Origin of the sequence: Sphingobium sp. Z007, from assembly GCF_900013425.1 — a bacterium.
In the GTDB taxonomy this organism is placed as follows: Bacteria; Pseudomonadota; Alphaproteobacteria; order Sphingomonadales; family Sphingomonadaceae; genus Sphingobium.
In genome coordinates, this window is the sequence record NZ_FBXK01000001.1 from 541807 (window position 1) to 556687 (window position 14881).

Annotated in this window: 14 protein-coding genes; 8 read left to right on the forward strand and 6 right to left on the reverse strand. The window is 61.9% G+C overall.

The window, feature by feature from the left end; translation table 11 throughout:
- The first annotated feature begins 8 nt into the window (after window positions 1-8).
- Window positions 9-458 (forward strand): nuclear transport factor 2 family protein, encoded by a 450-nt coding sequence (locus CEQ44_RS02545; RefSeq protein ID WP_088182952.1) that lies wholly within the window; start codon window positions 9-11, stop codon window positions 456-458.
- Here CEQ44_RS02545 and CEQ44_RS02550 read toward each other — a convergent pair.
- Genes CEQ44_RS02550 through CEQ44_RS02565 form a run of 4 tightly spaced genes read right to left on the reverse strand, consistent with a single transcriptional unit; the run spans window position 455 to window position 4892 of the window.
- Window positions 455-1465: an NADP-dependent oxidoreductase gene (locus tag CEQ44_RS02550; RefSeq protein WP_088182951.1), complete on the reverse strand. Its 1011-nt coding sequence runs from the start codon at window positions 1463-1465 to the stop codon at window positions 455-457. The two genes, CEQ44_RS02545 and CEQ44_RS02550, sit on opposite strands and share 4 nt — an antisense overlap.
- A 4-nt stretch (window positions 1466-1469) precedes the next feature.
- Window positions 1470-2006, reverse strand: a complete 537-nt coding sequence (locus CEQ44_RS02555; RefSeq protein WP_088182950.1) for a nuclear transport factor 2 family protein — start codon at window positions 2004-2006, stop codon at window positions 1470-1472.
- Window positions 2007-2021: 15 nt separating this feature from the next.
- Entirely contained in the window at window positions 2022-2561 is a 540-nt protein-coding gene (locus CEQ44_RS02560; protein ID WP_176400240.1) for a nuclear transport factor 2 family protein, read from the reverse strand.
- A gap of 45 nt (window positions 2562-2606) precedes the next feature.
- Complete coding sequence (locus tag CEQ44_RS02565; protein ID WP_254913619.1) at window positions 2607-4892, reverse strand: TonB-dependent receptor; 2286 nt, start codon at window positions 4890-4892, stop codon at window positions 2607-2609.
- A gap of 200 nt (window positions 4893-5092) precedes the next feature.
- On the opposite strand from CEQ44_RS02565, the gene CEQ44_RS02570 reads away from it, so the two are divergent.
- Together CEQ44_RS02570 and CEQ44_RS02575 are read left to right on the forward strand one after the other, a co-directional pair.
- Complete coding sequence (locus CEQ44_RS02570; protein ID WP_088182948.1) at window positions 5093-6727, forward strand: GMC family oxidoreductase; 1635 nt, start codon at window positions 5093-5095, stop codon at window positions 6725-6727.
- Complete coding sequence (locus CEQ44_RS02575; protein WP_176400239.1) at window positions 6724-7251, forward strand: VOC family protein; 528 nt, start codon at window positions 6724-6726, stop codon at window positions 7249-7251. Before CEQ44_RS02570 ends, CEQ44_RS02575 begins: the two co-directional genes overlap by 4 nt.
- Window positions 7252-7260: 9 nt before the next feature.
- Here the strand turns inward: CEQ44_RS02575 and CEQ44_RS02580 are convergent, their stop codons facing one another.
- Together CEQ44_RS02580 and CEQ44_RS02585 are read right to left on the reverse strand one after the other, a co-directional pair.
- The gene (locus CEQ44_RS02580) at window positions 7261-7719 is read right to left on the reverse strand and encodes a VOC family protein (protein ID WP_088182947.1); all 459 of its coding nucleotides are present in this window, start codon (window positions 7717-7719) and stop codon (window positions 7261-7263) included.
- Between the two features lie 27 nt (window positions 7720-7746).
- The gene (locus tag CEQ44_RS02585; RefSeq protein WP_176400238.1) at window positions 7747-8271 is read right to left on the reverse strand and encodes a VOC family protein; all 525 of its coding nucleotides are present in this window, start codon (window positions 8269-8271) and stop codon (window positions 7747-7749) included.
- A 151-nt stretch (window positions 8272-8422) separates the two neighbouring features.
- Between CEQ44_RS02585 and CEQ44_RS02590 the strand changes: the two genes are divergently transcribed.
- From CEQ44_RS02590 to CEQ44_RS02610, 5 genes are all read left to right on the forward strand, one after another.
- Window positions 8423-10489: a PQQ-dependent dehydrogenase, methanol/ethanol family gene (locus CEQ44_RS02590; RefSeq protein WP_088183002.1), complete on the forward strand. Its 2067-nt coding sequence runs from the start codon at window positions 8423-8425 to the stop codon at window positions 10487-10489.
- A gap of 172 nt (window positions 10490-10661) precedes the next feature.
- Window positions 10662-11372, forward strand: a complete 711-nt coding sequence (locus CEQ44_RS02595) for a Crp/Fnr family transcriptional regulator (RefSeq protein WP_088182945.1) — start codon at window positions 10662-10664, stop codon at window positions 11370-11372.
- Between the two features lie 56 nt (window positions 11373-11428).
- Window positions 11429-11608, forward strand: coding sequence for a hypothetical protein (locus CEQ44_RS02600; protein ID WP_088182944.1), 180 nt, complete (start codon window positions 11429-11431; stop codon window positions 11606-11608).
- A 151-nt stretch (window positions 11609-11759) separates the two neighbouring features.
- Window positions 11760-12602, forward strand: a complete 843-nt coding sequence (locus CEQ44_RS02605) for a transglutaminase family protein (protein ID WP_088183001.1) — start codon at window positions 11760-11762, stop codon at window positions 12600-12602.
- A 48-nt stretch (window positions 12603-12650) separates the two neighbouring features.
- Entirely contained in the window at window positions 12651-14735 is a 2085-nt protein-coding gene (locus CEQ44_RS02610; protein WP_088182943.1) for a catalase, read from the forward strand.
- The last annotated feature ends 146 nt before the right edge of the window (window positions 14736-14881 follow it).

A 14881-nucleotide genomic window follows, 5' to 3' on the forward strand; every position in this document is an offset into this window, starting at 1 on the left:
GATAAGCCATGCCCACTAATCCCCGATCCATAGTAGAGAAATGGTATCGCAGCCTCTCCGCGATGGACATTGATGGGTTTGCAGCGACGTTGCACGATGACTTTATCAATAATGTCGTCGGTCGAACTGCGGTGTCGGGGCGTTCCTACGGCAAGCGGCAATTGTTCGATGAAGTTTTCCCGCTGGTCATGGCCAATCTCGTCCCCGGCACCGTCAATCTGGCCCGCCGCTATCGCATCATGGCCGTGGATGGCCCGACCGTGGTCGGCATGATGGAAGGCGGCGCTGAAACAAAGGATGGCGAACGCTACGAGCAGACCTATTGCCAGATATTCCGCGTCGAAGACGGCACCATCCGTGAAATCTGGGAATTTTTCGACACAATGCAGGCGCAAGTCCGACTTTTCGGCCATCCCGCCGATCCGGGGCAGGCAGTGGCTGATCCGCTTCGCTTCTAGATCAGCTTCAGGATCATCTTGCCCTGGTTGCTGCCCTCGAACAGCCGCATGAACGCGGCGAAGGCATTGTCGATGCCTTCGTCGATATGTTCGTCGAACCGCAGCTTGCCCTCACCCACCAGTTTTGCCATCGCCATGCCGCCCTCGGCGAACCGATCGAGAAATTCGCTGATCAGGAAGCCGCGAATGGTCGCCGTCCGCGCGATCAGCTTCCACAGGTTGCGGGTGCCATAGGGCGCGCCATTATATTCCGATATCAGGCCGCACAGGGCGATGCGCGCATGATCGTTGATATGTTCCAGCGTCGCGTCCAGGCCGATGCCGCCGACATTTTCGAACACCAGGTCGATGCCGTCCGGGCAGGCTTCCCCGATCGCGGCCGTCAGCGCATCGACATCCTTGCCGCGATAATCGACCGCCGCGTCAAAACCATAGTCTTCGATCAGGCGGCGGCATTTGTCCGGTCCGCCTGCGATGCCGACGACCCGTGCGCCCGCGAGTTTGCCCAGTTGCCCCACGAGCGATCCAACGGCGCCGGCCGCGCCGCTGATGAGGAAAGTTTCGCCTGCCTGGGGCTTCAATATGTCGTTCACCCCGAAATAGGCGGTCAACCCGACAGCGCCCATGACGGAGAGATAATGGGTGACGGACGGAACGAGGCTGGGGTCAATCAGGCTGGTAAAGCCGCCTTTGCGCGCCACCGAGTATTGCTCGATCTTGTTGAGGCCCATCACCCAGTCGCCCGGCGCGAAGCCGTCCAGATTGCTGGCCTCCACCACGCCCACCGTGGTCGCCCGCACCGCGTCGCCAAGGTCCACCGGCGGCAGGTAGCTGGGCACATCGTCCAGCCAGCCCCGGATAGCCGGGTCGATCGAGGCATAATGGTTGCGCACCAGCATTTCGTCGGGACCGATCGCGGGGACGGGTTCATCGACCAGCGTGAAATCGCCGGGTTTAATGAGGCCGTCGGGCCGGGAGGTCAGGAGGAAGCGGCGGTTGATGGTCATGTCGTCAGCGTCCCGATGTGCCCGACGCCCAATCGCGCGTCTGGCTGAAATCCGTGCCGTTGCGGCCCGACAGATGGACGAGCGGCATGCCCGCCATGAAGGCGTCGCTCGGCGCATCCTTGCGCGCCCAGTCGATCAGTTCGCGGCGACGCTGGATCGCCCACTTGTCGTCCTTACAGCTATATTCGTCGATATAGCGGCCCGCCATGAACAGGTCATAGGGTTCGCCCTCCTCGATCAGCCGGTGCCAAGCGAAGAAATAGACCTCACCGCTGCCGGTCCCGGCTTTGGCGTCCACCTCGATGTCCATCTGGCCGATGATATGCTGGCTCCCGCCCATGCCCGCAAGGAAGCCCTGCGCGAAATCGGTATAGGCACGCGGTCCGCCGCGCAGCAGGCCGCAATCGACGTCGGAATCGGCGTGAAAGGCTGACATCTGAAGCGCATGATCGAGCCGGTCCTGCCCGCGCATATAGGCGAATATGGCCTTTTGAATGTCGCGGCGCGCGGCCAGGTTGCGGATTTCGGCTTCGAGGTCCATCCTATCTTCCATGCGTCAATGCCATCGCGCCGCAGGATGGCTGCCTAAGCCCTGTGTGGCCGACGGCGCATCGTCGGTGCAGCTGGTCCCGTCGATCCGGCTCCATTCGCTGACGAATGTGCGGGCCGCGAACTTCCAGATACCATCGCGCCGGGTGAACCGATCGAGATAGCGGCCGCCGGTCAGCATTTCCGATTTGCCCCGGTCCAGGTCGGTCATGGTCGACACCGCGACGACATAGGTTTCCCCCATCGCGGTGTCGCCGGTCACCTCTATCGATTGGTGATCGATGCTGTGTAGGGTTTGGTCGAACACCGCGCGAACGATCGTGCAGATTTCGCTCGCGAATTGCTGACCATTGCCCTCAAAAGCGCCGCAGATTACGATGCTGTCGTCATGAAATATGCTTTTCAGCAGCGCTTCATCGGCACGATCGACACCCCGGCAATAGGCCAACGTCAGTTCGGCGATCTGCCGGTGCGACAGGGCTTGGTCGGTGGTCATGTCCTGCGCGCCAGGGGTCCCGCATTGGCCCCCGGTGACAGGCGCGACCATGCCTGCTCCTCTACACATGATGCGTATCGCCCGCCGAAACGTGCATCAGAATTGATAGCCAAATTGCAGGCCATAGGTCCGCGGCTCACGCGCCGAGGAGAAGGAGAAGAGGCCCGCGACGGTCAGCGCCGCATTGGGACCGCGATCATCGGCCAGGTTGCGGCCATAGGCCGTCACCCGCGCCTTGTGCCCGTTGAGGTCGAACTCGAGCGTGGCGCTGGCGTCGAGCAGGCCCTGGCGATCCGATCGCACGCGCGGATCATTGCCGTTGACGATGATGACGCCATTGCTGCCGGTCGTCGTAGGCCCTTGGGAAATCTGCTGGTCGTAGGGCGCAATGTTCCGGTAGCTGACGTTAAACTTCGCCTCGCCAAAGCTGACCGGCACGACATAGTCGGCCGTCAAGGACAGTGTCTCGCGCGGATTGTAGATCAGGTTATTGGCCGAATAGTCGAAGGTCGTCAGCACTCCGCCGACAGGCGCCTGGGTGATGAAGTCCTTGAACTTGGATCGCAGCAGGCCAAGCGAGGCGGTGAGCGTCAAACCCGTCACCGGCTTGGCGATCAATTCCGCCTCGATCCCCTTGATCCGCGCCGAACCGACGTTGGTCACGACCGTTTCGTTGCCGATGCCGCCGGAAATCGGGATCGTCGTATTCTGCTGCAGGTCGCTATAGTCGGAATAGAAGCCCGCGACGTTGAACAGCAGCCGCTTGTCGAGGAAAGCGCTCTTGAAACCGACTTCGTAGGAATCCACTGTTTCCGCGCCATAGGGCGTGGTCGATGAAATCAGCGTCTGCCCGCGTCCCGACAGGCCGCCGGCCCGATAGCCGCGCGACCAGGACGCATAGACCATCAGATCGTCGGTAGGGCGATAGTCCAGACCGATCTTGGGCGTGAACTTGCTACCGGTATAGCCAGCCTTGGGGAATTGGTTGGGCGCGACGAAATTATAATTGGTTTTCTTGTCATGGGTCCAGCGGCCGCCGAAGGACAGGCGCACCTTGTCCACCACCTGCAGGTTGAAGTCGCCGAAGAAGGCGTAGGATTGCGACGTGCCGGTAATCACCTGGGTCGGGGCGGGGAAGGTCGCGAAGGTGGTTTCCTGCGTCAGATTATATTTGGAATCGTAGAAATAGGCGCCCACGACATAGTCGAACCCGTCGCTGATCTTGCCCGCAGCCCGCAATTCCTGGCTGAACTGGCGGAAATCCTGCACGCGGCGCACATAATAGAGATTGGCGCTGGTGGAATCGAAGTCCTGCGTCTGGTCCTCGTCCGATTTGCGATAGCCGGTGATCGACGTCAGCTTGACCCCGCCCAGGTCCAGATTCATCTCCAGCGTCGCGGCGGGCGCGCTATAATGCGACGCGGTGGGGCTGCCGAAGACGGTGTAGAGGTCCGATGTCGTGTTGCGATTGCACTGATCGGCCGGCGCGGCAGCGACCAGGCCGGGCGCGCCGATCACCGCGTCCAATATGGCCTGGTTGCAAAAGGCTTCGCTGCCGTTCGAAATGCTCGAATTGACCGGTTCGAAATCCTGCACCTGCTTTTCCAAGGTCAGCAGCGCGTCGAAATTGCTGGACGGGGTGAACAGGAAGCTGGCGCCGAAATTCTCGTTATTGCTTTTGCCCACCCGCTTGTTGCGGATGGCGTTGTAATAATAACCGTCGCTCTGGTTGTGGAAGTAAAAGGCCTTGGCGGCCAGAACACCCTCCACGATCGGCACGTTGACGACGGCGCGGCCTGCCCAGCTGTCATAATTGCCATAGCTCAGTTCGAATTTGCCGCCCCATTCGCCGGTCGGGCGCGTGCGGCGGATGTTGATGACACCGCCGATCGTGTTGCGGCCGAACAAGGTGCCCTGTGGCCCGCGCAGCACTTCGATCTGGCTGATGTCGAAGAAATCGAAGAATTGCCCGGTATTGGTGCCGATGAACACCCCATCCACGACGACGCCGACGGTCGGTTCGAAGGATTTTTCGACGTCGGCGAAGGTCAGGCCGCGGATCGACACGTTGGCGGCTGCCGCGCCGCTATTCTGGTTGGTGATAAGGACGTTCGGCGCCGCGCCCTGCAAGTCGCCGATATTGATCGCGGCCTTGTTTTCTAGCTGGCTGGGCGAGAAGGCGGTGATTGCGATCGGGGTCTGCTGCAATGTCTCGTCGCGGCGGCGGGCGGTGACCACGATGTCCTGGATCTGGCCGGTTTCCAACTGGGGCGCGGCGGCGTCCTGCGCCATCGCCGGTGCACCAAGCGCGGCGCAGGCTAGTACGGACAGCGCGCAGCCGCTCAGCAAACCCAATGTAGGCATGTTCTTCCTGTCGGTCATCACCGTCTCCCTGTTGTTCTTATGTCAGCCGCCAAGGCTGTATTTGTAATGCACGTTATGCGGGGGCGACGGCCGCTCACAACCTCAACAAAACACTAGGGTCGTTACGGCGACCGACAGGTCGGCCTGATGTTTCGACTAGCTGACAGGCAGCGACATCATCCGATGATACCCATAGAATCAGATAAGGAGAGGGCGTTTTGGCCGATCAGTTCGATTATATCGTCATCGGCGCGGGGTCGGCCGGGTGCGTGCTGGCCGAAAGACTGTCCGCCGATCCGCGCAACCGGGTGCTGTTGCTGGAAGCGGGCGGGCAGGACAGCAGCTTTCTGATCCATATGCCCAAGGGGCTGGGCAAGCTGGTGCTCGATCCCAACCATGCCTGGCATTATCCGGTCGATCAGCCGCGCGAACCGGGCATGCCCGCGTCCGAATTATGGATACGCGGCAAAGTGCTGGGCGGCTCCAGCTCGATCAACGGCATGATCTATGTGCGCGGCCAGCCGGAGGATTATGCCGACTGGGAAGCCAAGGGCGCGACCGGTTGGGGCTGGCCAACCATGAAGCAGGCGTTCATGGCAATCGAGGATCATGAACTGGGCGCCGACGACCAGCGCGGGGCGGGCGGCCCAGTCCATATCAGCACGGGCAAATTCCGCTATCCCGTGGCCGAAGCGCTGATCGAAGCGGGCGAGCAGATGGGGCTGGCGCGCAAGGAGGATCTCAACCGGGAGGATCAGGAGGGCGTGGGCTATTACGCCCATAATATCAAGAACGGCCGCCGTCAGAGCGCGGCGGTGGTGTTCCTGGACCCCGCGCGAAAGCGGCCTAACCTCAAGATCGAGCCGGGCCTATTGGTCGAACGCATCGTGGTGGAGAATGGCGTGGCGATTGGCGTCGTCGGCCGTCGCGGCCATGATTTGCTGACCTTCCATTGCACTGGCGAAGTGATCCTGTCGGCGGGCGCGATCAACAGTCCCAAGCTATTGCAATTGTCCGGCATCGGCCCGGCCGATCACCTGCGATCACTGGGCATCGCCGTCGTAACCGACAGCCCGGATGTCGGATCGCGGATGCGCGATCATCTGGGCATTTCGCTGCCCTATCGGCTGAAGGGCGATCCGGGCATCAACCGGCGTTTCCACGGGCTGGGCCTGATGGCCAGCGTCGCGCAATATTTTCTGACCCGCAAGGGACCGATGGCTACCGGACCATTCGAAGTTGGCGCGTTCGTGCGGACGGAACCCGATGTCGATCGACCCGACGCACAGCTCTATATGGGCGGCTTCACTTTCGCGCGGAGCGACGATAATTTCCCCGTCCCGCTCGCCGATGTCGAACGCCTGCCGGGTCTGACGATCTACGGCCAGCTTTTGCGCCTGACCAGCGAGGGCAGCATTATGGCGCGCTCGCCCGATCCTGCCGCGCCGCCGGTCATCACGCCCAACTGGCTGACGACGCCGGAGGATGAACATGCCGCGGTCGCGATGGTGCGCTATATGCGCCGCTATATGCAGCAGCCGGCCCTGAAACCCTATGTCGGGGAAGAACTGGTGCCGGGCATCGCCTGCCAGAGCGATGCCGAGATACTCAGCGCCTTTCGCCGTCTGTCGCTGTGCGGCACCCATGCAGTCGCGACCTGCCGCATGGGCAGCGATAATGCGGCGGTGGTGGACGACCGCCTGCGCGTGCGCGGCGTGTCCGGCCTGCGCGTGGTGGATTGTTCCGTTATGCCATCGCCAGTGTCGGGCAACACCAACGGTCCGGTCATGGCGCTCGCCTGGCACGCGGCCAGCCTGATCGCGGCGGATGCGCGCCGGTCGGTCGCGGCATGATCGCTGGGTTGCCGATCCGGCAAATCGCCTATTTCGTCCAGGATGTGCGCGCGGCCGCTATCGCCCATGCCGCGACTTTCGGGTCCGGTCCCTATTTCGTGGCGGATCATATCCCACTAAAACGCTGCCTGCATCGCGGCGTGGCGGCGCCGCTCGACCATAGTTCCGCCTATGGTCAGTGGAACGACCTGATGATCGAATTCGTGCAGCAGAATAATGTCGGCCCTTCCGTCTTCCACGATATGTTCGCGCCGGGGGAGGAGGGGTTCCACCATGTCGCGCTGATCGTCGATGATCTGGAAAGCGCGCGCACCGCTTGCGAACAGGCCGGGTTCGCGACCGCGCTGGAGGCGGAGATGAACGACGGCTTCCGCTTTCTGATGATGGACGCGGTCGCGCGCTACGGCCACATGATCGAGCTTTACGAAGGCGCGCCGGTGCTGACCGACTTCTATGATTCCGTAAAGCAAGCATCGGTCGGTTTCGACGGCCGCGACGTGATCCGGCCTATCAGCATGGGCTGATGATCCAGGTTACTCGCCCAACCAGTCGTCGATCACCGGTTTCAGGTCGGTCGAAATCAGCTCGACCAGCAATCCGGGCACCGGCGGCGCGACATAGGCGATCAGCCCATAGCCTTCTTCCGGCGACGCGCCAGCCGCAACCACGCGCCAGCCTTCGCCGACCATCCGGTCCGTCTCGCTTTTCAGGTCATCGACCCAGATGCCGACATGCCGCGCGTCCGGCGCGCGATCGGGATCGTAGAAGGGACCGGTTCCCTGCACCAGTTCCAGATGATGCGGGCCGCCTAGCGAATAGGTCGCCTTCACATGCACCTCATGCGATCCAGCTTCCGGCGTCCAGAAGGGCAGGGGATCGAAATGCCGCACCGGCGCCCATGCCAGCCCCAGCGCCGGGCCGAACAGCGCCATCGCGGCGTCGATATCGCCCACGGCCATGCCGGTATGATGAAAGCGTTGCAGGTCGATCATGGGCAAAGGCCTTTCGCGGCATGGGGGTCACCAGGGGACAATCAACTGTTTGCCGTCCCAGTCGCGCGCCGCCTCGACCGTACGGGCGTACATGGCGCGGATGATGGGATGTTCGGGATAGAGTTCGATGAAATGTCCCAGCGTATCGCGCGCATCGATATAGCATATCTTCGCGCCGAAGCCGGTGGTGAACTCGCTGGCCACCGCATGGCCGTCCGCGACCCAGCGCGCCTTTTCGGCCTCATAATCCTCGCAGAAGAGCGCGACATGATGCAGCCCGTCGTGCGCCGTGTCGATCATGTCGTGAAAGGCGCTTGGACCAGGCGAGAGAATCTCGATCAGTTCGATGTTCAGCTCGCCCGACTGCACGAACACGCCGCGCAGCCGGATGGGCGTTGCGGGCGCGCCACGATAATGATGGTCCTCAAGCAGCACCTCGGTCCCGCCCACGAACGGCCCGACGCCCAGCATCGCGTGCAGGCGTTCGCATGCGACGTCCAGATCGCGCACGATATAGCCATTCTGCACGATCCGGGCGGGGCGGCGCGCCATCATTCTCTCCTGTTTGTTTGGACAGGCTAGGCTTTCCGGCCACATCGGCGACTAACATCTTTGACAGGGGCGCAAGTCGCCTATGACGCGCTATCACGTAGGGATAAGCGTGCCGGGAGGATCTATGCCGCGTCATAAGGCCATAATCATCATGAGGATTGCGGCCACCGCCCTGCTCGTGGCGAGTTGCACGCCTGCGACCCGCGACACCACCGATGCGGCGCTTGATCCGAACAATTGGACCGGGTTCGGCCGTACCGGCGGCGAACAACATTATAGCCCGCTCGACAGCATCGACAGCGGCAATGTTGCCAAGCTGGGCCTGGTCTGGTCGATGGACCTGCCGCCCCAGAACAGCGTGTCCGCGCCGCTGGCGATCGACGGCATCGTCTATACCGCAACGGGTTATACCGTGGTCCGCGCGATCGATGCAGTGACAGGCAAGCTATTGTGGGAATATGACAGCAAGGCCGCCGAAGCATCGGGCCGCAAGCTGCGTCAGGGCTGGGGCATACGTGGCCTTGCCTATGGCGAGGGCAAGCTGTTCGTGGGCACCCATGACGGTCGCTTGCTGGCGATCGATGCGAAGACGGGCTCGCTCGCCTGGTCGTCGCGCACCATGCCGATCGACAATGCCAGCTTCATCAGCGGCCCGCCGCGCTATTTCGCGGGGAAGGTCATCATCGGCTTCGGCGGCGGCGACGTTAGTTCGGTGCGCGGCTATGTCACCACTTATGACGCCAAGACCGGCAAGCAACTCTGGCGCTTCTATACCGTGCCGGGCAACCCGAAGGACGGGTTTGAGAATAAGGCCATGGAAATGGCGGCGCGGACCTGGGCCGGCGACTGGTGGAAATATGGCGGCGGCGGCACCGTGTGGAACGCGATGACCTATGACGCCAGTACCGACTCGATCATCCTGGGCGTCGGCAACGGCTCACCCTGGAACCACAAGGTGCGCAGCGAAGGCAAGGGGGACAATCTGTTCCTGGCATCCGTCGTCGCGCTGGATGCCAAGACCGGCAGCTACAAATGGCATTATCAGGTCAATCCGGGCGAAACGTGGGACTATAACGCCTCGATGGACATGGAACTGGCTGACCTCACCATCGACGGGAAGCTGCGCCAGGTCTTGATGACCGCGCCCAAGAACGGCTTTTTCTACGTCATCGACCGGACCAACGGCAAGCTCATATCGGCCAAGCCCTTCGTCAAGGTAAGCTGGGCCAAGCGCATCGACCTGAAAACCGGCCGCCCGGTCGAAGACCCCGATGCACGCTATCCCGATGGCAAAACCTTCACCATGTGGCCCGGCCCGGTCGGCGCGCATACCTGGCTACCCATGGCGTATAATCCCAAGGCGGGGCTGGTCTATATCCCTGCGATCGAGATGGCGACCAGCTATAATGATGTCGGTATCACGCGGGCCAATTGGGTGCGCGCGCCCGGTAATGCGGTGGACGGCGCGGCTATCCCCAATTTCGTGGTCAAGGATGCCGGACCCACCAACGCCACCAGCGCGCTGGTCGCCTGGGACCCGGTGCGCCAGCGCGCGGCGTGGAAAGTGCCGACGCCGGGGCCATGGAATGGCGGCGTGATGACCACTGCGGGTAACCTGGTCTTCCAGGGGCGGATCGACGGCCAGTTCAACGCCTATGCCGCCGACAGCGGCAAGCCGTTATGGCGCTTCGCCGCGCAGGCGCCCGTCACTGCGCCGCCGATCAGCTATGCCGTCAATGGCAAGCAATATGTGACCGTCATCACCGGCATGGGCACCAGCGGCGCGGCGTTCGGCGCGCTGCTGCCGGTCAGCATCGACTATCGCACCCAGGCGCGGCGCATTCTGACCTTCGCGCTCGATGGCAAGGCGACCCTGCCCAAGGCCGACATCGTGCCGCTTACCCCTGCTACCGACCTGGATTTCAAGCCCGATCCTGCCGTGGAGGCTCGCGGCATGCTGACCTACGCCCGTCATTGCGCCGTATGCCACGGCGTCGATGTTATCGCGGCCGGCCATGCCCCTGATCTGCGGGCCTCCACCGTGCCACTCGATCCCGCGACCTTTGCAACGGTCGTTCGGGACGGCGCGCTGGTGTCCAACGGCATGCCGCGTTTCGAGGAGTTTGACGATGCCAACCTCGCGGCGTTGCGCCAATATATTCGGCGCAGCAACGCCGATTGGCGCATCCGTACTGCGCAAACCCCCACCGGGAAATAGCGGTAGCAGGCGGTTGGACCCTTAGCGATTTTCATCTGTCAGTTCATATCTTGAGGATCGACCAAATCAGCCTTGCGAATTTCTGACATCGGGTATGAATCCCTATTCACCTTGCAAGCTGGCGAGGATAGGCGATCATGGGTGCAATGATCCAAAGCTCCCATGAGGTCCCATGATATTCGACGATTTTCTGAGCCATCGACGCAAGGAGCAAATCCTGCCGGAGGATCGGGCCGCGCTCGAAGCGTCGGTGGGTGAAGTCCGCTCCTTACCCGCCCGGATGACCCTGGTGCGCAAGGGTGAAAGGATGCACTTCAGCACCTATCTTATCGAGGGCCTCATCTGCCGGTACATGGATGATCGCGAAGGGCTGCGGCAACTTGTCGCCGTGCATGTGCCGGGCGATTTCGTCGATCTGCACGCGTACCCGCTCAAGCATCTCGATCACGACGTCGCGACCTTGACGGCGTGCAAGATTGCGACGGTGCCGCACCGCAATCTCGACATTGTAATGAACGAGCGACCCGGATTGGCCAAACTTTTGTGGTTCAGCACGCTGCTCGATGCGGCCATGCATCGCGAATGGATTTTTCGTCTCGGCCGTCTGGATGCGGTGGCGCGCGTCGGCCATTTTTTCTGTGAGATAGAGGCAAAGCTGCGCGCGGTGGGCCTCAGCGATGGCGTCAGCTTCGATCTCGCCATGACCCAGAATGACCTGGGTGAGGCGTGCGGCATCACGCCGGTGCATATGAACCGCATGCTGCGCGTGTTGAAGGAAAGAGGCCTGTTGCAGATGCGGGGCGGTCAGGTGCAGCTACTCGACCGGCCTGCGCTCGCACGGCTCAGCGAATTTGATCCATCTTATCTGTTCATCGATGAATAGCAGCAGGAACTCCGACCGATCGCTCTCCGTTTAGGACAGTGAAGACAGGAGATATCATGCCGACCACAGCTATTCAGGACATGGCGGGCGCAGCGACGGCGGAGGAGGGGGTGGTCTTCCTCGATGGCCCGGACGGCGTGGCCGTCACCATGACCGCTGACGCCGCGGAAGCGACAGGCAGGGCGCTGGTTCGCGCGGCGGATCAAGCGCGAAGCCAGACGGCGGAGCCGGACTGAAGGCCGGTCGCGCTGCTGTCTCAATCATCATGATCTCGATCAATGGGGGGAACTTTCACCGCATAGGATCGCTCCCCTGACACCATGGCGCGAATCGGTTCAGGCGATCAGCAAGCATGGCGGCGGCATCATCATGATATGGAATTCGCACATGCTCATTCGTGCCGGCTATGATCTTCTCTTTGCAGCCCATGCCCCGACACAGATGATCACGATGCTCACTGTCCGGCCCTCGCGTCTGGCTGACCTGAAAACCCCGCATAGCATCCTTAATGATCGCGGCCTTCCCATGCAGGACGATCGCGATGTGTATGGCAATATCTGCACCCGCTTTCTGCTCCAGCCCGGCATGACCCGCATATCCTGCGATTTCGTCATAGCGGACTGTGGCGTGGCCGATCGCCAAAGTCCCAACGCGCACCAGCATGAGATTGATGATCTGCCGGCGGACGCGCTGATCTTTCTTGCAGGCAGCCGCTATTGTGAAACCGATCTGCTCTCCGGCGTCGCCTGGGGATTATTCGGTCATATTCCTTCGGGTTGGCAGCGGGTCCAGGCGATCGTCGATTTCGTGCATCACCATCTGACCTATGGCTATCCTCATGCGCGATCGACCAGGACGGCGTGGGAAGCCTATCAGGAGCGAGTCTGCGTATGCCGCGACTTTGCCCATCTGGCCATTGCGCTATGCCGGTGCATGAATATTCCGGCGCGATATTGCAGCGGATATCTCGGCGACATTGGCGTTGATCCTGTGGATGTGGCGATGGATTTCCACGCCTGGTTCGAAGTCTATCTGGGCGGCGAGTGGCACAGTTTTGACGCGCGGCATCGCATACCCCGGATCGGGCGCATCCTGATGGCCTGTGGCCGTGACGCGGCCGATACGGCGCTGACGACGGCATTCGGCCCGGTGCGACTTGCAGGTTTCCAGGTCCATACCGATGAAGTCGCGTCCGTCCCTGATCTGCACGAAAATCGCATGGCGGCCTGACTCCTACCCCTCCCCACCGCATATCCTGAACAATCATAAGGAAATATCATGGCCAGAACGCCCAAGTCCCATACGCCCGCCAACGGTGGTGAAACGCATCAGATCGCGGAGTCCGCCGATGCCGGCGCCATCCTCACGACCAACCAGGGCATCGCCATATCCGATAACCAGAACAGCCTGAAATCCGGCGCGCGCGGCCCGACGCTGCTGGAAGATTTCGTGCTGCGCGAAAAGATTTTCCACTTCGATCATGAGCGTATCCCAGAGCGGATCGTCCATGCCCGCGGCAGCGGAGCGCACGGCTATTTCGAGGCGACCGACGATATTTCGGACCTCAGCAAGGCGGCGCTGTTCCGCAAGGGCGAGCGGACCGAAGTGTTCGTGCGCTTCTCTACCGTGGCTGGCGGCGCCGGCTCCGTCGATACGCCGCGCGACGTGCGTGGTTTTGCGGTCAAATTCTATACCAGCGAAGGCAATTGGGATCTGGTTGGCAACAACATCCCGGTCTTCTTCATCCAGGATGCGATCAAATTCCCCGACCTGGTCCATGCCGTCAAGATGGAGGCCGACCGCGGTTATCCCCAGGCGGGCAGCGCCCACGACACCTTCTGGGATTGGGCGTCGCTCATGCCCGAAACCACGCATATGCTTATGTGGGCCATGTCCGATCGCACCCTGCCGCGCAGCTTGCGTATGATGGAGGGGTTCGGCGTCCACACCTTCCTGCTGGTGAATGAGGCCGGCGAAACCCATTTCGTGAAGTTCCACTGGAAGCCCAAACTTGGCCTCCAATCGACCATCTGGGACGAGGCGCTCAAGCTTCAGGCGGCCGACAACGACTATCACCGCCGCGACCTGTTCGAAGCCATCGATACCGGCGATTTCCCCGAATGGGAACTCGGCATCCAGGTGTTCGACAAGGCGTTCGCCGACGCACAGCCTTATGACGTGCTCGATGCGACCAAGCTGATCCCGGAGGAGGATGTGCCCGTTCGCATAATCGGCCGGATGGTGCTGGACCGCAATGTCGATAACTTCTTCGCGGAGACCGAGCAGGTTGCCTTCTGCCCGGCCAATATCGTGCCTGGCATCGACTTCTCCAACGATCCGCTTCTCCAAGGGCGGCTCTTCTCCTATCTCGATACGCAGAAGTCGCGTCTTGGCACCGCCAATTTCCACCAGATCCCGGTCAATGCCCCGCGCTGCCCCTTCCAGAATTTCCAGCGCGACGGTCAGATGCAGATGACGGTGCCCAAGGGGCGCGCCAATTACGAACCCAACAGCCTTGCCGCGCATGGCGAAGAAGCCGGGCCACGGGAAAGTCCCACCCGCGGCTTCGCCACGTCGACAGCGTTCAGCGGCGAGGATGAAGAGGGCGAAAAGCTGCGCATCCGCGCCGAAAGTTTTGCCGATCATTTCAGCCAAGCGCGGCTCTTCTATCGGTCGCAGACGCAAAGCGAGCAGGCGCATATCGCCTCTTCCTTCGTATTTGAACTTTCGAAGGTCGGCCTGCTCGATCAGGTGCCGCCGCGCATGGTCGCCAATCTGCGCAATGTTGACGAAGACCTGGCCAAGCGGGTGGCGGCGGGTCTTGGCATCGCCTTGCCCAAGGCGGCGCAGCCCGCCAAGGAACCGGTCGACATGACGCCGTCCGACGCCCTGTCGATCCAGAAGAATATGAAGCCAATGCTGGAGGGGCGCGCCGTCGGTATCCTGATTGCCGATGGGACAGACGCTGGCGAACTCGATGCGCTGATTGCGCGTATCGAAAAGGCGAAGGGCAAGGCCGTGGTCGTCGCGCCCAAGGTTGGCGGCGCCAAGCTGTCCGACGGATCGCAGCGTAAGGCCGACGGTCAACTTGCCGGCTCGCCCAGCCAGATCTTCGACGCGATTGCGATCATTCTCTCGCCAGAGGGTTGCGATGCCTTGCTGAAGGAGGGCGCAGCGGTGGAATTTGCGATGAATGCCTTCGGGCATCTCAAGGCGATCGGCGCCAGCGAGGCCGCGCAGCCCTTGCTGGACAAGGGCGGCGTCGTCGCTGACGAGGGCGTCACCGGATTGGACGACATGTTCATCAAGGCCGCTAGCCAGCGCTTCTACGCCCGCGAGCCATCGTTGCGCACGCTCGCCTGATTGGCTTGATTTGGGCTGCTGCGTTGACTTGCCCGTCGGCGCAGCAGCCCAGACATCTAAAACTTTGCTGGCGCTTTCACGCTTCCTGTCTAGCCACAGTCCACGCGGGCGCGGCGCTATCGGCGGGGGCTTCGCCGCCATGGCGA